This window comes from Amycolatopsis anabasis (assembly GCF_009765355.1).
GTDB lineage: Bacteria > Actinomycetota > Actinomycetes > Mycobacteriales > Pseudonocardiaceae > Amycolatopsis > Amycolatopsis anabasis.
This window is the reverse complement of the sequence record NZ_VTHK01000004.1, coordinates 47,177-71,340: the sequence shown is the minus strand read 5'-3', so window position 1 is coordinate 71,340 and position 24,164 is coordinate 47,177. Positions and strand designations below refer to the sequence as shown.

Genomic DNA, 24,164 nt, shown 5'->3' with positions numbered 1-24,164 from the left:
GTCTCCCATGATCGCGACTCGAGCCCCGAACCGAAATGCCGCGAATGCCGACTTCAGGCCGTTCAGCGCCATGAACGGCCCGTTCGTGGAGGTCGCGGGTTACGCGTTGCGGAGTTCGCGGGCGATGACCAGGCGTTGGATCTGGTTGGTGCCCTCGAAGATCTGGGGGACCTTCGCTTCCCGCATGTACCGCTCCACCGGGAAGTCCCGGGTGTACCCGGCGCCGCCGAGCACCTGCACGGCGTCCGTGGTCACCTTCATCGCGGCGTCCGTGGACACCAGTTTCGCGATCGACGCCTGCCGTTTGAACGGCATCCCGCGATCCCGGCGGCGGGCCGCGTCCAGGTAGGTGGCCCGCGCCGACTCGACGGCCGCGGCCATGTCGGCGAGCAGGAACTCCAAGCCCTGGAACTCGATGATCGGCTTGCCGAACTGGGTCCGCTCCTTCGCGTACGCCACGGCCTCGTCCAGGGCGGCCTGGGCCAGGCCGACCGCGCACGCGGCGATGCCGAGGCGTCCCGAGCTGAGCGACGACAGCGCGATCCGCAGGCCGTCGCCCTCCGCGCCGATCAGGCGGTCGGCGTCCACCCGGGCCGCGGAGAAGATCATCTGGGACGTGGTCGAGCCGGTCAGGCCCATCTTGCGTTCCGGCGGGGCGGCGGACAGGCCCGGGGTCTGGCTGTCGACCAGCAGGCACGAGATGGAGTCCTCGCCGGTGCGGACCATGGTCGTGTAGAAGTCCGCCTGGCCACCGTGCGTGATCCACGCCTTGGTGCCGTCGACGACGTACTGGTCGCCGTCCCGGCGGGCGCGGGTGGCCAGCGCCGCCGCGTCCGAGCCCGCCTGGCTCTCGGACAGGGCGTACGCGCCGAGCAGGTTGCCCTCCAGCATCGCCGGGAGCCAGCGGTCGCGCTGGGCGTCCGTGCCGTGGTGCGCCAGCGCGTGGCAGGACATGGTGTGCACCGACAGCCCCACGCCGACCGACATCCACGCGGCCGCGATCTCCTCCAGCACCTGCAGGTACACCTCGTACGGCACCTCGCCGCCGCCCCAGCGCTCCGAGTACGGCAGCCCGAGCAGGCCGGACTTGCCGAGCAGCCGGAACTGCTCCCGCGGGAACCGCTCCGCCTCCTCGTACTCCGCGGCCAGTGGCGCGAGCTCCTCGCGGGCGATCTCGGTGGCGAGCGCGAGCAGGTCCTTCGCTTCGGTGGTGGGCAGCAGCCGTTCCGCCGGCATGATTCCTCCGGAAAAGAAACCGTACTGAAAACAGTACTGTGGGCCGTTCGAGAGTACCCTAGACGGGCGGCGCGGGTCACGCGTCGAACCGAACGCATACGGTGGACCAATGGCCGAAGCCGACGCCCCCGCTCGCCGGGTCCCGCTGCGCGCCCCGGAAGGGCGCCGCCAGCCCACCGCCCGGCAGCGCGCGCTGCTGGCCGAACTCGAAGCCCTGTTCCTCGCCGAGGGCTTCGCCCAGTTCACCCTCGACGAGCTCGCCGCGCGCATGCGCTGCTCGAAGTCGACGCTCTACGCGCTCGCGCCGAGCAAGGAACAGCTCGCGGTGAAGGTGGTCGGGCACTTCTTCAAGACCGCCGCCGAGCAGATCGAGGCGCGCATCGAAGGCATCGAGGACGCGCGCAAGATCCTCGGCGAGTACCTGTCCGGGGTGTCGGACTTCCTGAACCGGGCCTCGCCCGCGTTCATGTCCGACATCGCGGACTTCGGCCCCGCCCGGGCCACCTACGAGATGAACAGCCGGGCGGCCGCGCGCCGGATCCGCGAATTCATCGCCAAGGGCGTGGCCGACGGGGTGTTCCGGGACGTGCGCGCCGGGCTGATCTCCGAGATGGCGAGCGTGCTCATCGAGGGCATCCAGACCGGCGTGATCGGCTCGCGGACCGGGGTGAGCGACGCGGAAGCGTTCACCGCCCTGGCCGATCTGCTCCTCGGCGGGCTAGCATCGCGCCCGTGATTGTGGTGGGTGGAGAGGCGCTGGTCGACCTCGTTCCGGGTGAGTCCACAGTGGACGGCGGGCTGCGGCCGCTGCTCCCTCGATTGGGTGGCGGGCCGTACAACGTCGCGCTGACCGCGGGGCGGCTGGGAATTCCTGTCCGGTTTCTGTCTCGTTTTTCCACCGACCAGTTCGGTGAGGCGCTGCTCGAGCGGTTACGTGAGTCCACAGTCGACACTTCGCTGGCGCAGCGCGGCGAGGAACCGACCACGCTCGCGGTGGTCACCCTCGACGAACGCGGCGCCGCGCACTACGCCTTCTACGTCGAGGGCACCGCGGACCGGATGGTCGCCGATCCCGGCCCCCTGCCGGACGAGGTCTCCGCGCTTTCCCTGGGTTCCCTGGGCATGGTGCTGGAGCCGTGCGCGACCAGCTACGAGGCCGTGCTGCGCCGCGAGTCCGCGCGGGGGGTGCTGACCGCGCTCGATCCGAACATCCGCGCCGACTTCATCGCCGATCCACGCGCCTACCGCGCCCGGTTCGAGTCCTGGCTGCCGGATGTCCGGCTGCTCAAGATCTCCGACGACGACGCCGAATGGCTCACCCGGGGCGCGGATGCCGAGACCGCCGCGAAATCGTGGCTCGACGCCGGGGTGGACGCGGTCGTGCTGACCAAGGGCGCCGAGGGACTCGTGGCGCTCACCGCGTCCGCCGACCCGGTGCGCGTACCGCCCGCGCGCGCCGAGCTGGTCGACACGATCGGGGCGGGGGACACCGTGCAGGGCGCGCTGCTGGCGTGGTTGCACAGCCGGGAAGTGGGCCAGCTCACCTCGCTCGATCGGGCGGACTGGGCCGCGGCGCTCGAATACGCCGCGAAGGCGGCGGCGATCACAGTTTCGCGCAGCGGCGCGGAACCCCCGACCGCGGCCGAACTGGAGAGCTACCCCGGGTGATCCACCGGCTACCCCGGACGCCGCGGAAGATCACCGGCACCGCCTGGTGTGTGAACCTGGTCCCAAACCCATAGCTGTGGGTAACTCAGCGGCTGCGCGGATACCCCTTGGTCGACTAACGTAAAGCTGAATTCATACCCCAGCGGGGCGGTGTGCGGCGAGACCCATGAGCGGTCGCGCGTGAACAAAGGGCGGCCTGCGGAACGTGCAGGCGCCGCCGACCCCGTGTGACCGTGAGAGGGACTTGCATGTCCGACGCGACGAGTGCGCAGGCCGGTGGTGAGACCGTCGCGCTGCGCCTGCCGAACGGCGAGCACGAGCTGAAGGTAGTACACGCCGTCGAGGGTGCTCCGGGGATCGAACTGGGGAAGCTGCTGGCGCAGACCGGGTACATCACGCTGGACCCCGGCTTCGTCAACACCGGCGCCGCCTCCTCGGCCATTACCTATATTGATGGCGATGCCGGAATTCTCCGGTATCGCGGTTATCCCATCGAGCAACTCGCTCAGCATTCGACGTTCATCGAGGTTTCCTATCTGCTGATCTACGGCCACCTGCCGAACCAGCAGCAGCTGGACGACTTCACCTCGAGGATCAACCGGCACACCCTGCTGCACGAGGACCTCAAGCGCTTCTTCGACGGCTTCCCGCGCGACGCGCACCCGATGCCGGTGCTGTCCAGCGCGGTGTCCGCACTGTCCACTTTCTACCAGGACTCGCTGAACCCGTTCGACGAACCGAACGTGGAGCTGTCCACCATCCGCCTGCTGGCCAAGGTGCCGACGCTGGCCGCCTACGCCTACAAGAAGTCGATCGGGCAGCCGTTCCTCTACCCGGACAACTCGCTCGGCCTGGTGGAGAACTTCCTGCGGCTGACCTTCGGCCTGCCGGCCGAGCCGTACGAGGTCGACCCCGAGGTGGCCAAGGCGCTCGACCTGCTGTTCATCCTGCACGCCGACCACGAGCAGAACTGCTCCACCTCGACCGTGCGGCTGGTCGGCTCGTCCGAGGCGAACCTGTTCGCCAGCATCTCGGCCGGGATCAACGCGCTCTTCGGCCCGCTGCACGGCGGCGCGAACGCGGCGGTGCTGGACATGCTCGAGGGCATCCGGGACAACGGCGGCGACGTGCAGGACTTCGTCAACCGGGTCAAGAACAAGGAAAAGGGTGTCCGCCTGATGGGCTTCGGGCACCGGGTCTACAAGAACTACGACCCGCGCGCGAAGATCATCAAGAAGACCGCGGACGACATCCTCACCAAGCTCGGCGCCGGTGACCAGTTGCTGGACATCGCGAAGAAACTGGAAGAGACCGCGCTTTCCGACGATTACTTCGTCGAGCGCAAGCTCTACCCGAACGTGGACTTCTACACCGGACTGATCTACCGGGCGCTCGGGTTCCCGACGAAGTACTTCACCGTCCTCTTCGCACTCGGCCGCCTGCCGGGCTGGATCGCGCACTGGCGCGAGATGATCCAGGACCCGGCCACCAAGATCGGCCGCCCGCGCCAGATCTACACCGGCGAGAAGGAACGGGACTACGCCCCCATCGCCGACCGCTGACCTCGAGTCGCCTTTGTCATGAGGGGACCCCTCCAGACAAAATTTGTCTGGAGGGGTCCCCTCATGACATCTCGGGATCTGGTCAGCCGCGGAGGGCGTCGAGGATTCGGATGCGGCTGCCGGTGCGCAGGACCGCGTTCTGGTAGATCTTGCCCGCGACGAAGGTGAGTGCGGCGACGGCGAGCAGGGTGAGCGCGATGGAGAGCGCGACCTCCCAGTCGGCGGCCGTGCCCGCGGCGATCCGGCCGGGCATCAGGATCGGCGAGAAGAGCGGGATCAGCGAGAGCACCTTCGTCGTGGCGCCGTCGGGGCTCTGCAGCATCACGTTGAACCCGACGATGAAACCGATCGTCAGGGTCATCGTCACCGGCGCGATCACGGTCTGGGTGTCCTCCTGCCGCGACACCAGCGAGCCCGCGCCCGCGTAGACCGTGGCGTAGAGGAAGAAACCCAGCAGGTACCAGACGACCGACCACAGCAGCGCGCCCGTCGCCACCCCGGAAAGGGTGAGCACACCGGTGGCCGAGGCCATCGCCAGCCCGGCCGCCGCGATGATCACCAGCTGCACCAGGCCGACCAGGCCGAGCCCGATCACCTTGCCCAGCATGAGCTGCCACGGGCGGACCGTGGACAGCAGGATTTCCACCACCCGGCTGGACTTCTCCTCGACCACGCCCTGGGCCACGTAGGCGCCGTAGGTCTGGATGCCGAAGAAGAGCAAGAAGATCGTGATCAGGCCGATCGCCAGGCGCTGACCGCGTTCGGGATTGGGCGGCTCCAGCTCGCTGACCTTGACCTGGGTGGCGCCGACCTCGGCCAGCACCTGGTTCGGGTCCTGATCGGCTTCCAGCAGCTTGGCGCGCAGGACCTCCTGCTGCGAGATTCCGTTGAGCACAGCCCGGATCTGTTTGTCCAAATCGGACTTCACCAGCACGCGGAGGTCGGCGGCGTTGCCGGAGACCAGCGCGTCGAGGTCGCCGTCGGCAACCTGCTTCCGGCCCTCGTCCGGATTGGACACCGGGCGGATGTCCACTTCCTTGCCGGCCTGCCCGGCGGCGGCCTGCAACTGGTCGGCGATCGCGGCGGTCTGCCCGGCGAGGCCGATCGTGGCGCGGTTCGCCTGGCCGAACAGGTTCGCCTGCAGGAGCAGGTAACCCATCAGCACGACCAGGATGACCGCGGTGCCGATCAGGAACGACCGGGTGCGCAGGCGGGTGTTCAGCTCACGGCGCGCGACCAGGCGGACGGCCTGGACGGGGCGCACCGAGCGCCGGTTCGGCGGAGTGGTCATCGGGTTCCCCCTGGCTTGTCGGTGACCGCGGTGCGGAACAGTTCGGTCAGGGTGGGGCGGCGGCGACTGAACTCGTTCACCGGCCCGGTCGACAGCGCGGCGGCGAGCACCGCCTGATCGTCCGCGCTCGGGTCGAGTTCGACGATCGTGCTGCCGGGTCGCTCGGACAGCACCCGCACCCCGGGCAGGCTCCGCGCCCAGCCTTCGGGCGCGTGCGGCGCCGAGACGACCAGTTGCACGCCCGCGTCGGCGGTCAGCTCGGCCACCGTGCCGCACGCCACCATCCGTCCACTTCGGATGATGCCGACCCGGTCGCAGAGCCGTTCCACGAGATCGAGCTGGTGGCTGGAGAACACCACCGGCACGCCGGTGGCCGCCTTCTCGCGCAGCACCTCGCTCATCACGTCGACCGCGATCGGGTCGAGGCCGGAGAACGGTTCGTCGAGCACCAGCACCGCCGGATCGTGCACCAGCGCGGCGGCGAGCTGCACGCGTTGCTGGTTGCCCAGGCTGAGTTTCTCCACCGGGTCGCCCCGGCGCTCGGCGAGGCCGAGCCGGGTGATCCAGTCCTCCGCGCTCTTGTGCGCCTGGTTCGCGGACAACCCGTGCAGCTCGGCGAGGTAGACGAGCTGGTCGAGCACCTTCATCTTCGGGTACAGCCCGCGTTCCTCGGGCATGTACCCGATGTGCGTGCGGGTCTCGTGCGTGATCGGATGGCCGTCGAACCGGACCTCGCCGGAGTCCGCGGCCAGAACCCCCAGCGCGATCCGCATGGTCGTGGTCTTCCCGGCGCCGTTGCTGCCCACGAAACCGAACAGCTCGCCGGGCCGCACGTCGAACGTGACGGCGTCGAGCGCGACGACGTCACCGTAGCGCTTGGAGATCGCGTCGATCTCCAAAGTGTTGTCAGGCAACAGAATTCCCCTCTTCGCTGAAGTCTGAAGGATCGTCGTCCGGCAAGGTCCAGCCCAGTACGATGGTCGGCCCGGAGGAGCCGAGCATGAGCAGCACGGCCATCATCAGGGCCCCGCGGAACGCGGCGTCGGCCTGGTTCGCGATCGCCAGCGTGTACAACATGGCGAACGCCATGAGGTACACGAGCACCTGGAAACTCAGGTGCGTCACCCGGTGCCGCATCTCCCGCTCGCGTTCGTCGAGCAGCACGGAGAACGCGCTGGACATCTTGCCGGTGAGGATGCGCAGCAACGCGAAACCGATCATCCACAGGATGAATCCGGTGAACCACAGCGCGAAGAAGATCCAGATGGTCTCCTCCGCCATGATCGCGGCGGCGACCAGCATCGGCGCGATCCCGACGAGCATCAGCAGCACCAGCGATCGGCGCCGTCGACGGGTTCGCCAGCCGGGCAGCATCCGGGCGCGTTTGGCTTCCGCCCGTTCCATCCGGGCGAGGAAAACGTCCCAGCGCGTGGCCAGGAAGCTTCGCACGGGACTCATTTCTCCCCCTCCTTGCGGTAGACCTGAGTGGACAGCGGCGTGAACGGCTCCCGGTTGAACACGGCCTCGACCGGCAGCCCGAACACAGCGCAGATGCGCAGGGCCAGGTCCAGGCTCGGGTAGTGGTCGCCCCGCTCCAGGGCGCCGATCGTCTGCGGATTCACCTCGACGGCCTCGGCCAGCGCGGCGCGGCTCATGCCCCGCTCGGCCCGGAGTACCTGGAGCCGGTTGTAGATGGGCAGCTCTTTGCCACGCCGGACCGGACTCATACAACCTACTGTTGCAAAAACCCAACGCCTCGTCAACTCGATACAACGCCCCCTCGCCGAAAGCGCTGCCACTTTCGGCGGCCGGGACAGCCCGGATCAGGGGGAGACGGCGACACCTTGGAGGGCGCGGTCGACCAGGTCGCGGACCCGGGGTTCGGCCGCGGCGGCGTCGGCGGGGACCAGGGCGAGCCGGGTGCGGCGGGTCAGCACGTCCGCGGCGTCCAGCGCGCCCTCGTGCCGCACCGCCCAGACGACCTCCGCCGCGGTGATCTCGCAGCCGGGGAACAGCGGTTCGGCCAGGGCCGGGTCCAGCTCACCGGCCGCGGCGACCCGGGGCGCCTCGGTGCCGTACTTCGCCACCAGCCGGGCCGGGGCGTCGATGGCGGCCAGCCGGGACCGCGGCGCCGCGCCGAGCAGGGGGAGCCGGTCGGTGGTGGACGGTCCGGCGGCCAGCCCGGCCGCGTCGACGGCGTCCGCGGCCATCCGGCGATACGTGGTGAGCTTGCCGCCGACCACGGTGATCACGCCGTTGGCCGCGGTCAGCACCGCGTGCTTGCGGGACAGGTCCGCGCTGGCCTCGTCCGCGCCCGAGTCGATGAGCGGGCGCAGTCCGGCGAACGAGCCGAGGACGTCCCGTTCGGTCAGCGGCCGGGCCAGCGCGGACGAGGCGACCGGCAGCAGGAAGTCCACATCGGACTGGGACACCGCGGGCACGTCCGGGATCTCCCCGCCCGCCGGTTCGTCGGTCAGGCCCAGGTAGACCCGCCCGTCCGGCTGGGGCAGCAGCAGGACGAACCGGTTGCTTTCGCCGGGCACCGGCACCATCACCGAGGAACCGGCCAGCCCGGTCGTCTCCGCCGACAGCACCAGATGGGAGCCGCGGGACGGGCGCAACCGCACCGAGGGCACGAGTTCGCCCGCCCACACCCCGGTCGCGTTGATCACCCGCCGAGCCAGGATGTCCGCGGATCGGCCGGTGAGCTCGTCGTGGACGCGCACCCGGTCGGCGTGCACCTCGGTGGCCGCGAGCCTGGTCAGGATCCGGGCGCCGCGGGCCGCGGCCGTCCGGGCCAGGGCCACCACCAGGCGCGCGTCATCGGTGAGCGCGCCGTCGAAGGAGAGCAGCGCGCCGCGCAGCCCGGCCCGCCGCAGGCCGGGGGCCAGCGCGAGCGCTTCGGCGGCGGGAATCGTGCGCGGGCGGGGCAGGACGTGCGAAGGCGTGCCCGCCGCGCGGCGCAACGCGTCACCCGCGTACAGCCCGGCTGCCACGAACGCCTGCCGCGGGCGGGAGGTTTCCGGGTAGAGCGGGATGAGCTGGGGCGCCGCCCTGGTCAGGTGCGGCGCGGTGCGGGTCATCAGGATCCCGCGCTCGACCGCGCTTTCGTGCGCCAGCGCGACATCGCCCTTCGCGAGGTAGCGCAGGCCGCCGTGCACCATCTTGCTGGACCAGCGGGAAGTGCCGAAAGCGAGGTCGTGGGCTTCGATCAGGGCCACGGACAGGCCCCGCGCGACGGCGTCCAACGCGATGCCCGCCCCGGTCACCCCGCCGCCCACGACCGCGAGGTCGACCCGTTCGCCGGCGGCCAGCTGGTCGAGTTCGCGAGCCCGGCGGCCCGCGTTGAGCGAACCGGGGATCACGACCGGTCCCCGGGCGTCAGCGCGGTTTCCAGCAGGTACTCGAATTCCGACAGCAGCTTCTCTTCGTCCACATCGGACGTTGCCGGGCGCAGTGAGAGCACAAAGGACTGTGCGACGAGCAGGATCGCCCGGACCTGGGCGGCCCGGTCGCCCTGCCGGATCGAACCGTCCCGTTTCCCCGCCTCCAGCGCGGCGGAGACGAACTGCTCGGCGATGAGCTGGGTGCGGCCGAGGCGTTCCACGATGTAGGGCAGGACCAGTTCGGCGTCGCGGTCCAGGACGGTGCGCATCAGCGGATCGTTGCCCAGCGCGCGGACCGTGGCGACCGAGCTGCGCACCAGCCGCTCACGGGCGTTCCCGGCCTCCGGGTCGACCACGCTGGTCCGCTGCAGCAGCGTGCCGAATTCGCGGGTCATCAGGGCCGCGAGCACGCTGCGCACGTCCGGGAAACGCCGGTACAGCGTCATCCGGCTGACCTTGGCGGTCCGGGCGATCTCGGCGAGCGTGGTGCGCCGGACGCCGACCGCGAGCACGCATTCCCGGGCCGCGTCGAGCAGCACGTCGTCGGCGACCCGGGTGGCCGCCTGGCGGCTGCGGGTGTCCGCCAGTCCGCTGGGTTGCGCGTCCGGCGGGCTGTACCGCTTGCGCGTGGTGTGACGTTCGGGCCGCATGTGTCACACTGTAGTCGTGAGCGACATCGTTGACCACCGATTGCGTAGGTTCTGGACTTCAGAAGGCGGTGACGCGGCCCACCTTCCGGCCAAGGCGGTGCGCTGGCTCGCCGAGCGTATCGGGAATCTCGGTGGGGCCGCAGCGGTTGGACCGGACTCCGCCGTGGTTGTCCCGGATTCCGCAATACGTGCAGATGCACGTGCAGATTTGGCGTCCGTTGTGGGCGCGGATTTCGTGCTGACCGACCCGCTCGAACGGCTCGGCCGCACCGGCGGTCTGTCCTATCTCGACTTGGTGCGGCGGCGGTCGATCGGCGGCCGGACGCCCGGCGAACTCGCGATTCCGGACGCGGTCGTGGTGCCCGCCGATCCCGGCCAGGTTCAGCGCGTGCTCGAGGTCTGCGTTTCCCACGACGTCGCCGTGGTTCCGTTCGGCGGCGGCACCTCCGTGGTGGGCGGGGTCACCGCGCTGCGCGGCGACAAGCACGCGGTGATCGCGCTGGACCTGGCCCGGCTGGACGAACTGGTGTCGGTGGACCCGGTGTCGCGGATCGCGGTCCTCGGCGCCGGGGTGCGCGGGCCGGACGCCGAACGCCTGCTCGCCGCGCACGGACTGACGCTCGGTCATGTGCCGCAGTCGTTCGAGCGCGCGACGATCGGCGGGTTCGCGGCGACCCGGTCGGCGGGCCAGGCTTCGTCCGGGTACGGCCGGTTCGAGGACATGGTGTCCGGGGTCCGGGTGGCCACCCCGCGCGGGGACTGGCGGCTCGGCGTCGCGCCCGCGTCGGCGGCCGGGCCGGATCTGCGCCAGCTCGCGGTGGGCAGCGAGGGCACGCTCGGCGTGATCACCGAGGTCGCCCTGCGGGTGCGCCCGGTCCCGGCGGTCCGGCGGTTCGAGGGATTCGTGCTCGACGGCTGGGAGCGCGGTTCCTCGGCGATGCGGCGGCTCGCCCAGTCCGGCGCGCTCGCCGACGTGACCCGTCTGTCCGATGTGGACGAAACCGAGGTTTCGCTGGCGCTGAACGCGGGCTGGAAGACGCTGCTGCTGCGGCGTTATCTCGCCGCGCGGGGAGTGCGTACGCCGTGCCTGCTGGTGCTCGGCTGGGAGGGCGCGTCGAAGCGGGAGATCGCGTCGCGGCGCAAGAAGACCGTCGCGCTGCTGCGGGAGTTCGGCGCGGTCGGGCTCGGCTCGTCGCCCGGCGAGGCGTGGGAACGCGGGCGGTTCTCCGGGCCGCGGCAGCGGGACGCGCTGCTCGACGCCGGAGTGTGCGTGGAGACGCTGGAAACCGCCGCGCACTGGTCGAAGCTGGACCGGCTGCGCGACGAGGTCCGGTCCGCGCTGCGCGGCGCGCTGGGCACGCCGATCGTGATGTGCCACATCTCGCACGCCTACGAGACCGGGGCGTCGTTGTACTTCACCGTGCTGGCCGCGCGGGACGACGCCGACCCGATCGGGCAGTGGGAGCGCGCGAAACGGGCGGCCTGCGAGGCGATCACCGGCGGTCCACTGGGGACCATCTCGCACCACCACGCGGTCGGGGTCGACCACGCGCGGTACCTGCGCGCGGAAATCGGCGACCTCGGCGTCGACGTGCTGCGCGCGGCGAAGTCCGCGGTCGACCCGACCGGCATCCTCAACCCCGGCAAGCTCCTCCCCGCCGAAGATTCCTGAGCGTCGGCAGGAAGGGACCTTTACTCACGTACAACCGTAGTAAAGCTCCCTCGCTCCCGATTTCCAGGAGCGAAGGTCCCTTCCTGCCGGTCACCTCGCCGGACAGGGCGGGTCAAGAGCCGCGGCGCGGGTCGCGGCGGTGCTTGGTGTCGTCGTCGATGTCGATACGTTCCTTGCGGACCTCGCCGGAAACGGTCTGCTCCTCGGTGACCTGCTCGGTGCCGAGGCGCACCTTCTCCACCGGCCTGGTTTCCTTGCTCACCACCGGTTTCTCCGCGTGCAGCGTGACTTCCTGCTCGGCCTCGCCGATTTCGGCGCGCGTGCCGGCATCCGCCTCGGTGATCGGCTCCCGTTCCACGCGCACTTCCTCGTGCGTGACCGGGACGCTCACCTGCTGCTCCTCGGTCACCACGTACTTGCGCAGCCGGACGTGCCCGGTCTCCACCTGCTCGGTGCCGACCTTCAACTGCTCTTCGGAACGCGTCATGGCCTGCTGATCGGCCCGGTCCGGCTTGCCCGTGCCGCGGGGCCGGCCCCGGCCCTGAGCGGTCCGCATGCCCTGCCGCCCACCGGCGTGCGGCCCCGGCCTCGGCGCGTTCTCCACGGGCGGCGCGGTCCCGGGCGCGTTCTCCATTGTGGAGCGCGGCATCGGCATGCCGTAGTACTGGTAGAGTTCGGCGCTTTGGTTCTGGGAGAGGTGACCGTCGGCGTCGATGCGCGGCGCGTCGGAAACCTTGTCCTTGGGCACCTGGACGTGCAACCCGTCTTTCTGCACATCCGCGCCGCGCAGCGGGACGAAGCTTTCCTTCTGCCCGAACATGCCGGTTTTGACGGTGACCCATTCCGGGCGCCGGGTGTCGTCGGCGAGATAAACGGTGCCCACCTTGCCGATCTTGCTGCCTTCCGGATCCACGACGGTGTTGTCGATCAGATCCTCCGGACGGATCGTGCGGGTCATGGTTACCGCTTCCTTTCGCTTTCTCGGGTGCGATGGTCGTTCACCGGAGAACACCTTCACCATCGGCCGGACGCGGAGCGGGTGCAAACGTAGGGCCGCCCACGTGGGCGACCCTGATCGTGTCTGTTTGAAATCGGCGGAAGTGGTTAACCCCAGGTCGCCGGGGAAAATCAGCCGAATTCGACGACACTGCGCAGGACGTCCCCGCGGTGCATTCGCTCGAACGCGTGCTCGACGCCGTCCGCGGTGATCCGTTCGCTCACGAACTTGTCCAACGGCAGGCGGCCCTGCAGGTAGAGGTCGACCAGCATGGGGAAATCGCGCGAGGGCAGGCAGTCGCCGTACCAGGACGATTTCAGCGAACCGCCCCGGGAGAAGAAGTCGATCAGCGGCAGATCGTTCAGGCGCATCTCCGGGGTGGGGACGCCGACCAGCACGACGGTGCCCGCGAGATCGCGGGCGTAGAACGCCTGCCGCCAGGTCTCCGGGCGGCCGACCGCGTCGATCACCACGTCGGCGCCGAAGGAACCGGTCAGGTCGCGGATGCCGCCGACGATCTCGTCCTCGCCGCGACCGCGGGCGTTGAGCGTGTGCGTCGCACCGAATTCCTTGGCCCACTCCAGTTTCCGGTCGTCCACGTCGACCGCGATGATCGTGGTGGCCCCGGCGAGCCGGGCGCCCGCGATGGCCGCGTCGCCGACGCCGCCGCAGCCGATGACCGCGACCGAATCGCCCCGGCCCACCGCGCCGGTGTTCATCGCCGCGCCGATGCCCGCCATCACCCCGCAGCCGAGCAGCCCGGCGACCGCCGGCCGCGCCGCCGGGTCCACCTTCGTGCACTGTCCACTATGGACCAAGGTCTTCTCGAGGAACGCGCCGATGCCGAGTGCCGGGCTCAGCGCGGTGCCGTCGGCGAGCGTCATCGGCTGGGCGGCGTTGTGCGTGCTGAAGCAGTACCACGGTTTGCCGCGTTTGCACGCCCGGCACACGCCGCAGACCGCGCGCCAGTTGAGGACGACGAAGTCGCCGGGTTCGAGATCGGTGACGCCGCTGCCCACCCGCTCGACGACGCCCGCCGCCTCGTGGCCGAGCAGGAACGGGAACTGGTCGTTGATGCCGCCCTCGCGGTAGTGCAGGTCGGTGTGGCAGACCCCGCACGCCTGGACCGAGACGACCGCCTCACCGGGACCGGGGTCGGGCACGATCACCGTTTCCAGCGTGACCGGCTCACCCTTCGCGCGCGAAACGACGCCTTGGACCTCGTACGACATGGCCGACCACCTTCCCGTTCACGTGCGGTGCCTCCGCCCGCAGCTTGCCATGGATCATGGGGATATCGCGACATCCGCATGGGTGGGACGAGGTTTCCGGGCACCCGGGGGAACCGGGCGCGGCGGCGGGGACTCGAAGCAGGCAACCGGACTGAGGGGGTCGCCATGTCGACATTCGCCCGCTTCACCGTGGCCTTGGCCGCGCTCGCCCTGCTGTGCTCGTGCGCTTCGGGTAACGGCTCCGAGGGCGGGAAACCGCCGTCCGGCAAGGAAGAGCACACCCCCGCGCCCCCGGTCGTGCACACCGGGGCGCCCGCGGACCGGACCGTGCGCACCGCGGACGAACTGACCGCCGCGTTGCGGGAGGCCACCCCGGGCAGCGTGCTCGAACTCGCGGACGGCGTCTACACCGGGCAGTTCGCGATCTCCGCGGCCGGTACCGCGGACCAGCCGATCACGTTGCGCGGCAGCCGCAACGCGGTGATCGACGGCGGCGGGATCCGCAAGGGCCGCACGATCGAACTGACCGGCAGCCACTGGCGCCTGCAGGGGTTCACGATCCGTAACGGCCAGAAGGGCCTGATGGCACTCGGCGTGACCGGGGTCGAGGTTTCGGGCCTGGAGATCCACGACATCGGCGATGAGGCCGTGCACTTCCAGCACGGCAGCAGCGACAACGTCGTGCGCGATTCGGTCATCCACGACACCGGCAAGCGCCGCCCGGGTTTCGGCGAGGGCATCTACTTCGGTTCGGCGAAGAGCAACTGGCCGGATTCCCAGCCCGATCACAGCGACCGGAACAAGGCGATCGGCAACACGCTCGGCCCGAACATCGCCGCCGAGGCCATCGACATCAAGGAAGGCACCACCGGCGGCGAGGTGCGCGGCAACACGTTCCACGGCGCCGGGCAGACCGGGGAGAATTCCGGCGAAAGCTGGGTCAACGCCAAGGGGAACGGCTACACCATCGCGGACAACCGGGGCGCCGGCGCGCACCGCAGCGGGTACAAGACCCGGACCGAGGCCGAGGGATTCGGCTGCGCCAACACGTTCCGCGGCAACAGCGGGTCGGTGGCGCCGTTCACCGCCCCGGACGGCTGGGCCTTCGACGTCACCAACAACGGGCAGTGCGGCGGCAAACCGAACGTGGTGTGCGACGACAACACGGTCACCCCGGGCGGCGCCGGACTCAGCACCATCCCACCGATCCGCTGCCAGCCATAGCCCGCACTTCGTCGGCAAAGCGCACGGTCACGGGGTGATGAGGTAGGCGACGCCGCCGGGGCCGCCGCGGACCTTGCCGTCGGCGTCGTACCGCTTGGTGCGCTGCCAGATCTTCTCGAACTGGTCCCGTTTGTACACGTTCCGCACGCGGTCGTTGCTGCTGGACGCCGGGTCGTTCGCGATCACGTCGCCGTCCGGGGTGAAGCCGACGACCACCATGATGTGCCCGGCGGTGCCGTAACCGGCCCCGTCGAGTTCGCTGGCCAGGAACGACTGCGAGGTGATCACCGGGATGCCGCGGGCGATGTACTCCTCGAGTTCGGTCAGCGAATGCAACCGGGTGATGTGCCCGCGCAGGCCGTACCGCGCGGCGTAGGCGGTGTTGAACGGCCAGTTCCCGGTGCCCTGGTAGGCGTAGTCGTAGGTGTACCGGGCCGCGTAGGCGACGCTCGGATCCACGTAACCCGAAGGGATCCAGGACATGTCCTGCCCGCTCGGCCCCTTGCCCCAGTACTCGACGACCATCTCGGTGGAGGTGGGGCTGCACCAGTTCTCGCCCCCGCCGCCGTACTCCGGGAAGTGTCCTTTGTGGAGGTTCTGGGCGTGCCGCGGCACCGGGAGCTCCACCCCGGCGGCCTTGCCGGGCTTGCTGACCTCGACGTCGAACCGGTCGGGGAGCAGGGAAGTCATCGCGCCGATCGAGGTGAGCACCGGAGTGGCGCCGCTGCCCGCCTCCCGGTACAGGCTCACCCGGAGCCGGTAGGAACTGAAGCCGACACCCGCCTTCGCGACCAGCGTGTCCACGCTGACCTCGGCGTGCTGGTCGCTCTGCCCGTCCACGCTGGTGCGCTGGATGTCGGCGTCCCCGTGCGCCCACTGCCCCAGCACGTACCAGGCGGTCTCCTCCCCGCCCGCGGTCCGCGCCCGCGCCTCGACCTGCAGCCAGGTCTTCTCCGGCGTCGAAGCGTTCCAGGAGGCGATCAGCTCGCTCGCGTCGAAACCCGGGCGGTACTCGGGCGAGGTCCACTGCGCGTACTCGTAGGTGCGCGTGGTGCCCAGGCGGGGTTCGGTGCGCTGGATCGTGCCGATCGGCGCGTCGATGCGCAATCCCCGGCCGTCCGCGGCGACCCCGGCGAGGGTGCCGGTGCGGAACTCGGCGGTGGTGGCCCACTGGTGGTAGTCGATCGACTCGTCGTCGGCTCGGGCCGGATGCGCGCCGGCGGCGGGTGCGGTCACGGTGACCATCATCGCCGCAGACAGCAGGGTGATCAGTAAGCGGGCGCGCATGCGGACTCCATCCCTCGTGTTGCCAGGGATTTTTGCTCTTTTGCGCACTGGTGTAAACCACTGACCGGCCCCGAGGTGGTTACAGTACGGCCTGCGACTGGGTGACCTTGGCGACCAGCTTGCCCGCGTCGTCGTGGATTTCGGTCTCCACCACGATCACCCGGCGGCCGGGGTGCAGCGGCCGGGAGGTCGCCACCGCGTACCCGTCGCGGATCGCGCGCAGGAAGTTCGTCTTCGACTCGATCGTGGTCGTGCCCCGCGCGCCCTCGGGCAGGTTGAGGAACGCGCACACCGCGCCGTTCGCGTCGGCCAGCGACATCAGGACGCCGCCGTGCAGCACGCCGCCGAGCGTGCACAGCGAATCCGACCAGGCCACCCGGCTGCGCACGACCTCGGCCGAGTGCTCGAGCGCCTCGACGCCCAGCGCCTTGGTGAACGGCATGGTCCGGTGGAACAACTCGGTGCCCTCGGCGTCGGTCATGGCGGGTCTCCTCGGCTCGTCGATGATCGGCAAGCCTGCCCGAGGGCGCGCGTGCGGTCGATTACCTCCGGGGTAATGGCGGTCAGGCCAGCGGGTTCGGGAGCACGAGTTCGGTGTTGCGGTCCGGTGCCGAGCCCTGGCGGCCCAGGTCGGCGTGCAAATCGTTGTAGGACAGCTCGCGGTAGAGCGACGCAAGCGCTTGCGCGGAGGTGTCCCCGTAGTCCGCCGCGTACGGCGCCTCGGCCTCGACCAGCGTGGTGAACAGGGACAACGTGCCGTCCGCGTTGTCCGCGACCTCGATGACCCGCGCCTGCTGCGGGAAGTCGATGTGCGACGCGGTGTTGATCTCCCAGAAGCCCTGTTCGGGGGTTTTGCCCGGATGCGCGGTGATCTTGTTGAGGTGGGTGTGCCCGTTGACCCAGGCGAGCACGTTCGGGAACCGGTTGAGCAGCCCGACGAAGGTGTCGCCGTTCAGCCGCGGCTCCAGCGGGTGCCGCGAATCCGGCAGGACGTTGCCCATGGTGCCGCTGGTGTGGTGGCTGAACAGGATGAACAGCTCGTCGGTCACCTGGTGCGTGACCTTGTTGCCGAAGAAGTCGTAGTACCGCGAGCTGCCGCGCTGCAGGGTCTTCTCCACCCAGAGGAACTGGCCGAGGCCGATCGACCCGTCCGCGAACCCGGCCAGCGTGGTGGTGTCCAGGCTGATCCCGGTGATCCCCGGCGCGATCCGGAACGTGTAGTAGACGTTGCGGCCGTCGGCGTTGTTCCCGGTGAACCCGTGGCCTTCCGGTCCGGGGCCGGTGTGCGCGGCGTCGAGATGGGCCTGGACGAACTCCGCGGTGCTGAACGGGCGCCGCCGCTCGTCCGGGGTGACCTCGCGGATCGTGCCGGAGCCGCCGAACAGTTCGGCCACCGGCACGCTCCGGCCCGGGGTGTTGATCGCCTCGGCGAGTTTGCGGCTGGTGCTCTCGTCCTTGCCGATGATCTTGTAGCGGCCGGTGTACCAGTTCTCGATGCCCGGCAGATCGGGCAGCGAGCCGACGATGCTGTCGTCGTGGTTGCCGAACGTGCAGTACCACGGGATGTCCAGGCCGGGCGAGGTGAACTCCGCGGTCGCCGCGCCGAGCAGGCCGGGCAGCTGCGGGAAGCCCTTCTTCGTGTAGTCGTCGGCGAGCGGTTTGCCCGGGTTCCAGAACAGCGGGGAGCCGGAGTCCTGCACGCCCTGGTAGGTCGCGGGGTCGCCGGAGTTCGGGGTCACCGTGCCGCCGTTGAGGATGTCCAGGAACCAGCTCAGTTCCAGGTGCTCGTGGTTGTCGGTGTTGTCCCCGGTGGTCATCATGAAGTCGAACGGTTTGCCGGTGAACGGCCCGCCGCGCAACGCGTTCACCCGGCGCACGAGCGCCGTGGTCGCCACCGGTCCGAGCGTCTCTTGTGGACGGTGAGCCGAGCCGATCAGCGGGTGCAGGTATTCGAACCTGGCCGGGCTCTCGGCGTCGGTGATGTGCAGATCGGTGAACTGCACGAAGGACGCCCGAGCGGTGCGCCGGTCGTCGCGCCCGGCCTTGGCGGGGGCGAGTTCCTCCCGCACGACCAGCGGCCAGCCCGGGCCCGCGGTCAGCCGGGTGTACCTGCCGCCCGCGGTGACCGGCGCGGCGACCGCTTCGAGCGTGGTGCCCGCCGGGTCCACCGCACGCCGGGTGGTCTCGCGCAGCAGGCGTTCGACGGCGTTCGCGGTGGGCGTGCTCAGCAGCAGCCCGAGCCCGGAAACCCCGGCCACGGTCACGAATCCACGCCTGGTCCAGTCGGCCATCCAGCTACTCCCGCCTCGCTCGCGCTGCACGCCAGGTATGCACGGTGCCGCATGAGGTTAGCCGACCGATGAACGCGCGGGAACCCAAATGCGAAGGTTTGTCATGTTTGCCTACGACGAAAGTGTTGCCGGGTGGGGTGGGTCGTGAGTGGCCAGACCGGTTCCAACCGGCCAGGACACTCACGAGGTCAGCCCTTGAGGCCCGATTCGGTGACGCCGCGGACGAGGTAGCGCTGCAGGAAGACGAAGAGCAGCACGATCGGCAGGATCGAGATCGCGGCGGCCAGGAAGAGCAGGTTCGTCTTCGGGTTCTGCGAGGTCAGCAGGCCGGACAGGGCCACCTGCACGGTCCACGAGGACGGATCCTGCGCGATGATCAGCGGCCAGAGGAACGCGTTCCAGCTGCCGATGAAGTTGATGACGCCCAGCGCGGCGAAGAAGCCGCGCGAGTTGGGCGCCACGATCCGCCAGAACACGCCCCACCGGCTCAGCCCGTCGATCCGGCCCGCCTCCTCCAGCTCGGCCGGGAAGTCCAGGAAGTACTGGCGGAACAGGAATGTGGTGAACGCGCTGAACAGGCCCGGGATGATCAGCCCGCGCAGATCGGAGATCCAGCCCAGGCTCGACACCACGACGAAACTCGGCACGAACGTCACCGAGGTCGGGATCATCAGCGTGGCGATGACCGCGTAGAGCACCTTTTTCGAGTGCCGGTAAGGGATTCTCGCCAGGCCGTAGCCCGCCAGCGAGCAGAGCAGCAACTGGCCCGCGGTCTGCAGCACGGCCACCAGCGTCGAGTTCAGCAGGGACCGGGCGAGCGGCACGTCGTCACTGGCGAACAGCGCGCCCAGGTTCTCCCAGTGCGGCGAGGACGGGAAGAACGACCAGTCCGGCGAGCTGATCTCCTCCGGGGTGGCCAGCCCGTTGCGCAACAGCAGGTAGAACGGCAGGAGGAACAGCACCGCGGCGACGAGCAGCGCCGCCCAGCGCGACACCGCCTTCACGACGCGGTCCGGTTGAAGCGGAAGAGCTTGCCCTGCAACAGGGTCACCAGTGCGATCAGCAACGCCAGCACCACCGCGCCCGCGCTGCCGTGCCCGAGGTCCTGCCCGCCGGAGCCGAGCGAGGTGTAGTAGAGGTAGACCAGCGGCGGCCGCGCGAACGGCGGGTAGCCCCGCGAATCGCCGAGGATGTTGTAGAACTCGTCGAACGCCTGGTACGCGTTGATGAGGTTGAGCAGCAGCACGGCCACCGCGGTCGAGCGCAGTTGCGGCAACGTGATGTGCCGGAACACCTGCCAGCCCGGTTTCGCGCCGTCCAGCCAGGCGGCCTCGTACAGGTGCCGCGGAATCCGTTGCAGCGCCGCGATGAACAGGATCATGTAGAACCCGAGCTGCAGCCACAGCCGCGCGGTCACCAGCACGATCCAGTACAGCGGCGGGTGCACGGTCCCGGTCCACGCCACCGGATCGGCGTCGAACAGTCCCAGCACGGTGTTCGCCAGCCCGGTCCGCACCCCGGAGAACAGCGAGGTCTTCCACACCAGCGAAGCCACCACGTACGAACAGGCGAACGGCAGGAAGAACACCGAGCGGAAGAACGTGCGCGCGAACGACAACTGGTTCACCCCGACCGCCAGCGCCAGCGACAGCACGAACGTCAGCGGCACGACGATCAGCGCGAACACGCTGAACGTGCCCAGGCTGGACAGGAACGCCTCGTTGGTGAGCATCGAGACGTAGTTGTCCAGCCCGACGAACGAGGTCGGGGTGACCGTGTTGTGCGCGTCGAAGAAGCTGAGGTAGGCGCTCCAGCCGATCGGCAGGTACGCGAACACCGCCAGCCCGGCCAGGAACGGGCCGACGAACAGCCAGAACGCCCAGGTGGTGCGGCGGTTCATCAGCCGAACAGGCGTTTCGTCTCGGACTTCACGACCTCGACGGCCTTGCGGGTCTCGGCCACCGGATCCGCGCCCTCCTTCGCGATCCGGGCCAGCGCGTCGGCGAGCGCGGTGTTCGACTGCGCTGTCCACTGTGGACCACCAACCAGGTGGCTGTGCTCCCGCACGTACCGCACGGCGTCCGCGGCGGGGCCGGATTTCAGGCCCTCGGCGCGGTCGAGCAGGCTGGTGCGCGCCGGGAGGTGGAACCCGAACTTCGTGGCGAACTCCAGCTGATCGTCGGCCTGGTCGATCCACAGCCACTTCAGGAAGTCCTTGCCCGCGGCCACGTTCTTGCTCTTCGCGTTGACCGAGGCCCCGTACGCGCCGACCGGGACCGAGGGTTTCCCGTGGTCGTCGAGTTTCGGGAACGGGAGCACGCCGAAGTCGTCGCCGAGCGCGGCCCGCACCTTCGGCACGTTCCACAGCCCGGTCCACTGCATCGCGGCCAGGCCGCCGATGAACGCGCCGGGATCGGACCAGTCGGTCGGCGCGCCCAGCAGCAGCGCGTTGCCCGCGTTCAGCGCGCGCAGCCTGGCGAACGCGGTCGCGGCCCGCGGATCGTCGAAGCCGACCGCGCGGCCGTCCCCGGTCAGGTAATCCAGCCCCGCCGACCACAGCAGGGGACCCGCGAGCACGGCCACGCCGCCGTCGTTCCCGGCGAACAGGCCCTTGACCCCGCCCCGGGTGAGCCGGTTCGCCGCGTCGATCAGCTCGTCGACGGTCCGCGGCGGCGTCACGCCCGCGGCCTGGAGCAGGCTCTTGCGGTAGAAGAGGACCTGGGTGTCGATGGCCTGCGGGATGCCGTACACCTTGCCCTCGACCGTCTGCGCGGCCAGCGCCGCCGGGTGGAAGTCGTCCCGCACCGGCGCGATGAGGTCGTCCAGCGGCACGATCTGGTTCTGCCGCACCCAGTCGATCTTCAACTGGGCCTCGAACACGTCCGGCACCGCGCTGTTCTGCAACGCGGTGACGATCTTCGAGTCGTAGTCGCCGGGATTCCAGACGACGTCCACTTTGGTCTTCCGGTAGGCGGCGGCGTAGCGCCGGACCGCGTCCTGCACGCCGTCCTCGCCGTAGGCGTGGTACCACTGCTGCAACGCGCCCGAATCGCCGCGCCCGGTGTTCGAACCGCAGGCGGCCGCGAACGTCCCGGCCGCGGCCAGTCCCGCCAAGGAAAAGAACGCACGCCGACTACGCGGCGAACCGTTGATCATGCCCCCTAGCCTCCACTGTGCTCATCGCGGCTCTGCGCGCGACACGATCGCGCCGCCGGGGCTCGACTTCTGCGCCCGTCTCCCCGTGCGTTGTCCGGACGCCCCGCCGCCGCGATCGCGGGGCCTTCGGCCGAAGCGCGCTCTCGGGTCATTTCGGGTGCCGCCCGAGCCAGTTCGCCATGGCCTCCTCCCCGGCGCGCCAGGACATACCCGACGCGCCGAGAATTTTCCGGCTAGAGCTTGCTGATGTCGAGTTTTCCCTCGGAGTGGAACGCGCGCAGGCGCTTCTTGTCGAACTTGCCCACGCTGGTCTTGGGCACCTCGTCGATGAACGTCCAGTTCTCCGGCAGCTGCCACTTCGCGACCTTGTCCGCGAGGAATTCCCGCAGTTCGGCGGCGGTGACGCTCTGTCCTTCGCGCACGACCACGGCGACCAGCGGCCGCTCGTCCCACTTCTCGTCCGGCACGCCGATCACCGCGGCCTCGGCCACCGCCGGATGCGCCATCACGGCGTTCTCCAGGTCCACCGAGGAGATCCACTCGCCGCCGGACTTGATCACGTCCTTGGCCCGGTCGGTCAGCGTCAGGAAGCCGTCCGGGGTCACCTTGCCCACGTCCCCGGTGCGCAGCCAGCCGTCGTGGAACTTGTCCGGGTCGACGTTGTCGCCGTAGTAGGCCCCGGCGATCCACGGCCCGGAAACCTCCAGCTCACCGACGCTCTCGCCGTCCCACGGCGCCTCGGTGCCGTCGTCGGTGATCAGCCGGGCGCGCACCGAGGCGGGGAACCGGCCCTGCGTGTAGCGGTACTCCCACGCCTGCTCACCGGTGACCCCGCCGGGCGGGCGGGCCACGCTGCCCAGCGGCGAGGTCTCGGTCATGCCCCACGCGTGCAGGATCGGCACACCGTACTTCTCCTCGAACGCGTGCATCATCGACGGCGGCGCGGCCGAACCGCCGACCACGACCTCGCGCAGGTGCGAGATGTCCTGCGGGTTGGCCTCCAGGTGCTGCAGCAGGCCCTGCCAGATGGTCGGCACCGCACCGGCGAAGGTGGGCTTCTCCGCCTCGAGGATCCGCGCGATCGGCGCGGGCTGCAGGAACCGGTCCGGCATGATCAGCGAGGCGCCGACCATCAGCGCCGCGTACGGCAGGCCCCAGGACATCGCGTGGAACATCGGGACGATGACCAGCGCCTTGTCGTGCTGGGCCAGCCGCATGCTGTCGCTCATGCACACCTGCATCGAATGCAGCCAGATCGAGCGGTGCGAGTAGGCGACGCCCTTCGGGTCCCCGGTGGTGCCGGAGGTGTAGCACATCGCGGCGGCGGCCCGCTCGTCCACGACCGGCCAGTCGAAGGTGTCCGGCTGGGCCGCGAGCAGTTCGTCGTAGGAGTGCACCTCGACGCCCGCCGGGGCCTCCAGCGCGCTCGCGTCCCCGTTGGCCACGATCACGTGCCGGACCGTGTTGAGCTGCGGGAGCTGCTTGGCCAGCAGCGGCACCAGGGTGCCGTCCACCAGGATGACCTGGTCCTCGGCGTGGTTGGCGACGAAGACGAGCTGTTCGGGGAACAGCCGGATGTTCAGCGTGTGCAGCACCGCGCCCATCGCGGGGACCGCCGCGTAGGCCGCCATGTGCTCGGCGTTGTTCCACATGAACGTGCCGACCCGCTGGTCGCCGGTGACGCCGAGGCTGCGCAGGGCGTTTGCCAGCCTTGCCGCATGTTGCCCCAGTTCGCCGTAGTCCTCCCGGCGTGCGCCTTCACCGGTCCAGGTGACGACCTCGCTGTTCGCATGGACCGTGGTCCCGTGCCGCAGCAGATGCGCCAACGACAACTGCCCGTCCTGCATGGTGCTCAACATCGCGTCTCCCGCTGGTCCTCGTTCGACTGTGAACTGGGTTACGCGCGACTCTAGTGCTGGTAGAAGGCCTGGGGCAGGTGCAGAGTGCACAACCGTTCCGGCACGCGCCTGGGCCGGGTGCCGCGTAGCCGAATCGTTGCCCAGAAGTGCTCTACCGGGTAGTAAGTGCGTGTCGGTTTCGCGGCTTCGTCCCAGGTGGCGTTTACTGGGGCCGTGGTAACGAGGGCCTGGCCAGCGCTTGCTGTTGCAAGCACTCGGTTGAGCGGGCCGTCGCCGCGACAGCGGACCCTGAGAGGAAAGGACTAGTACGTTGGCTCTGCCTACGTTGACTCCGGAGCAGCGTGCGGAAGCCCTGGCCAAGGCGGCCGAGGCTCGCAAGGCGCGGTCGGAGCTGCTTGCGTCGATCAAGTCCGGCAAGGAGAGCATCGAAAAGGTGCTCAAGCAGGCGAAAGAGAACAAGACCATTGGCAAGACCAAGGTCACGCAGCTGCTGAAGGCCGTGCCGGGCCTTGGCGCGGTCAAGGTCGCCGCGCTGCTCGAGCAGGCCGGGATCGACCCGGACCGGCGTGCCGCCGGCCTCGGTGACCGGCAGCGCGAAGCCCTCATCAACGCGCTGAAGTAAGGGCTTGAACAGCCACGGTCAGGCCTCGTGA

22 protein-coding genes are annotated in these 24,164 nt (G+C 69.7%); 6 read left to right on the top strand and 16 right to left on the bottom strand.

From position 1 onward, the window contains the following. Positions 1-99: 99 nt before the first annotated feature. Entirely contained in the window at positions 100-1,236 is a 1,137-nt protein-coding gene (locus FXO23_RS06360) for an acyl-CoA dehydrogenase family protein (RefSeq protein ID WP_158881781.1), read from the bottom strand. A 109-nt stretch (positions 1,237-1,345) separates the two neighbouring features. Between FXO23_RS06360 and FXO23_RS06355 the strand changes: the two genes are divergently transcribed. The 3 genes from FXO23_RS06355 (at position 1,346) to FXO23_RS06345 (ending at position 4,466) form a co-directional block, all read left to right on the top strand. Next, a complete protein-coding gene (locus FXO23_RS06355) occupies positions 1,346-1,972 on the top strand; it encodes a TetR/AcrR family transcriptional regulator (RefSeq protein ID WP_158881779.1) in 627 nt (208 codons plus the stop codon). Continuing rightward, on the top strand, positions 1,969-2,904 hold the full coding sequence (locus FXO23_RS06350) for a carbohydrate kinase family protein (RefSeq protein WP_158881777.1): 936 nt from the start codon (positions 1,969-1,971) through the stop codon (positions 2,902-2,904). Before FXO23_RS06355 ends, FXO23_RS06350 begins: the two co-directional genes overlap by 4 nt. Positions 2,905-3,152: 248 nt before the next feature. Beyond that, positions 3,153-4,466 (top strand): citrate synthase, encoded by a 1,314-nt coding sequence (locus FXO23_RS06345; protein WP_158881775.1) that lies wholly within the window; start codon positions 3,153-3,155, stop codon positions 4,464-4,466. A gap of 82 nt (positions 4,467-4,548) precedes the next feature. Here the strand turns inward: FXO23_RS06345 and FXO23_RS06340 are convergent, their stop codons facing one another. The 6 genes from FXO23_RS06340 to FXO23_RS06315 all read right to left on the bottom strand — a co-directional run bounded on the left by FXO23_RS06340 (position 4,549) and on the right by FXO23_RS06315 (position 9,793). Beyond that, positions 4,549-5,757 carry an ABC transporter permease gene (locus tag FXO23_RS06340; protein ID WP_158881773.1) on the bottom strand — a complete coding sequence of 403 codons (1,209 nt, stop codon included), beginning with the start codon at positions 5,755-5,757 and terminating at the stop codon, positions 4,549-4,551. Further along, positions 5,754-6,671 (bottom strand): ABC transporter ATP-binding protein, encoded by a 918-nt coding sequence (locus FXO23_RS06335; RefSeq protein WP_158881771.1) that lies wholly within the window; start codon positions 6,669-6,671, stop codon positions 5,754-5,756. The genes FXO23_RS06340 and FXO23_RS06335 overlap by 4 nt, the downstream gene beginning before the upstream one ends. Then, on the bottom strand, positions 6,664-7,215 hold the full coding sequence (locus FXO23_RS06330) for a hypothetical protein (protein WP_158881769.1): 552 nt from the start codon (positions 7,213-7,215) through the stop codon (positions 6,664-6,666). The genes FXO23_RS06335 and FXO23_RS06330 overlap by 8 nt, the downstream gene beginning before the upstream one ends. Next, a complete protein-coding gene (locus FXO23_RS06325) occupies positions 7,212-7,484 on the bottom strand; it encodes a helix-turn-helix transcriptional regulator (RefSeq protein WP_158881767.1) in 273 nt (90 codons plus the stop codon). Before FXO23_RS06325 ends, FXO23_RS06330 begins: the two co-directional genes overlap by 4 nt. A 96-nt stretch (positions 7,485-7,580) precedes the next feature. Next, positions 7,581-9,122 carry a glycerol-3-phosphate dehydrogenase/oxidase gene (locus FXO23_RS06320; RefSeq protein ID WP_158881765.1) on the bottom strand — a complete coding sequence of 514 codons (1,542 nt, stop codon included), beginning with the start codon at positions 9,120-9,122 and terminating at the stop codon, positions 7,581-7,583. Further along, positions 9,119-9,793 carry a TetR/AcrR family transcriptional regulator gene (locus tag FXO23_RS06315; protein ID WP_158881763.1) on the bottom strand — a complete coding sequence of 225 codons (675 nt, stop codon included), beginning with the start codon at positions 9,791-9,793 and terminating at the stop codon, positions 9,119-9,121. The genes FXO23_RS06320 and FXO23_RS06315 overlap by 4 nt, the downstream gene beginning before the upstream one ends. Here FXO23_RS06315 and FXO23_RS06310 point away from each other — a divergent pair. After that, positions 9,792-11,465 (top strand): FAD-binding oxidoreductase, encoded by a 1,674-nt coding sequence (locus FXO23_RS06310; protein ID WP_425484841.1) that lies wholly within the window; start codon positions 9,792-9,794, stop codon positions 11,463-11,465. The genes FXO23_RS06315 and FXO23_RS06310 overlap by 2 nt on opposite strands. 112 nt (positions 11,466-11,577) lie before the next feature. Here FXO23_RS06310 and FXO23_RS06305 read toward each other — a convergent pair whose 3' ends face one another. Together FXO23_RS06305 and FXO23_RS06300 are read right to left on the bottom strand one after the other, a co-directional pair. Then, positions 11,578-12,423, bottom strand: coding sequence for a DUF2382 domain-containing protein (locus tag FXO23_RS06305; RefSeq protein WP_158881759.1), 846 nt, complete (start codon positions 12,421-12,423; stop codon positions 11,578-11,580). Positions 12,424-12,593: 170 nt separating this feature from the next. Beyond that, positions 12,594-13,694 carry an S-(hydroxymethyl)mycothiol dehydrogenase gene (locus FXO23_RS06300; protein ID WP_158881758.1) on the bottom strand — a complete coding sequence of 367 codons (1,101 nt, stop codon included), beginning with the start codon at positions 13,692-13,694 and terminating at the stop codon, positions 12,594-12,596. A gap of 165 nt (positions 13,695-13,859) precedes the next feature. Between FXO23_RS06300 and FXO23_RS06295 the strand changes: the two genes are divergently transcribed. After that, on the top strand, positions 13,860-14,918 hold the full coding sequence (locus FXO23_RS06295) for a right-handed parallel beta-helix repeat-containing protein (protein ID WP_158881757.1): 1,059 nt from the start codon (positions 13,860-13,862) through the stop codon (positions 14,916-14,918). A gap of 27 nt (positions 14,919-14,945) precedes the next feature. Here FXO23_RS06295 and FXO23_RS06290 read toward each other — a convergent pair whose 3' ends face one another. The 7 genes from FXO23_RS06290 to FXO23_RS06260 all read right to left on the bottom strand — a co-directional run bounded on the left by FXO23_RS06290 (position 14,946) and on the right by FXO23_RS06260 (position 23,511). Next, complete coding sequence (locus tag FXO23_RS06290; RefSeq protein ID WP_158881755.1) at positions 14,946-16,205, bottom strand: peptidase C39 family protein; 1,260 nt, start codon at positions 16,203-16,205, stop codon at positions 14,946-14,948. 79 nt (positions 16,206-16,284) lie between these two features. Further along, on the bottom strand, positions 16,285-16,686 hold the full coding sequence (locus FXO23_RS06285; protein WP_158881753.1) for a PaaI family thioesterase: 402 nt from the start codon (positions 16,684-16,686) through the stop codon (positions 16,285-16,287). Between the two features lie 82 nt (positions 16,687-16,768). After that, the gene (locus tag FXO23_RS06280) at positions 16,769-18,496 is read right to left on the bottom strand and encodes a TIGR03767 family metallophosphoesterase (protein WP_158881751.1); all 1,728 of its coding nucleotides are present in this window, start codon (positions 18,494-18,496) and stop codon (positions 16,769-16,771) included. 188 nt (positions 18,497-18,684) lie between these two features. Continuing rightward, positions 18,685-19,500: a carbohydrate ABC transporter permease gene (locus tag FXO23_RS06275; protein WP_179956699.1), complete on the bottom strand. Its 816-nt coding sequence runs from the start codon at positions 19,498-19,500 to the stop codon at positions 18,685-18,687. Beyond that, on the bottom strand, positions 19,497-20,396 hold the full coding sequence (locus FXO23_RS06270) for a carbohydrate ABC transporter permease (RefSeq protein WP_158881749.1): 900 nt from the start codon (positions 20,394-20,396) through the stop codon (positions 19,497-19,499). Before FXO23_RS06270 ends, FXO23_RS06275 begins: the two co-directional genes overlap by 4 nt. After that, positions 20,396-21,652 carry an ABC transporter substrate-binding protein gene (locus FXO23_RS06265; RefSeq protein WP_158881747.1) on the bottom strand — a complete coding sequence of 419 codons (1,257 nt, stop codon included), beginning with the start codon at positions 21,650-21,652 and terminating at the stop codon, positions 20,396-20,398. The genes FXO23_RS06270 and FXO23_RS06265 overlap by 1 nt, the downstream gene beginning before the upstream one ends. Before the next feature lie 233 nt (positions 21,653-21,885). After that, entirely contained in the window at positions 21,886-23,511 is a 1,626-nt protein-coding gene (locus tag FXO23_RS06260) for a long-chain fatty acid--CoA ligase (RefSeq protein ID WP_158881745.1), read from the bottom strand. Between the two features lie 310 nt (positions 23,512-23,821). On the opposite strand from FXO23_RS06260, the gene mihF reads away from it, so the two are divergent. After that, complete coding sequence (mihF, locus tag FXO23_RS06255; protein ID WP_158881743.1) at positions 23,822-24,133, top strand: integration host factor, actinobacterial type; 312 nt, start codon at positions 23,822-23,824, stop codon at positions 24,131-24,133. The last annotated feature ends 31 nt before the right edge of the window (positions 24,134-24,164 follow it).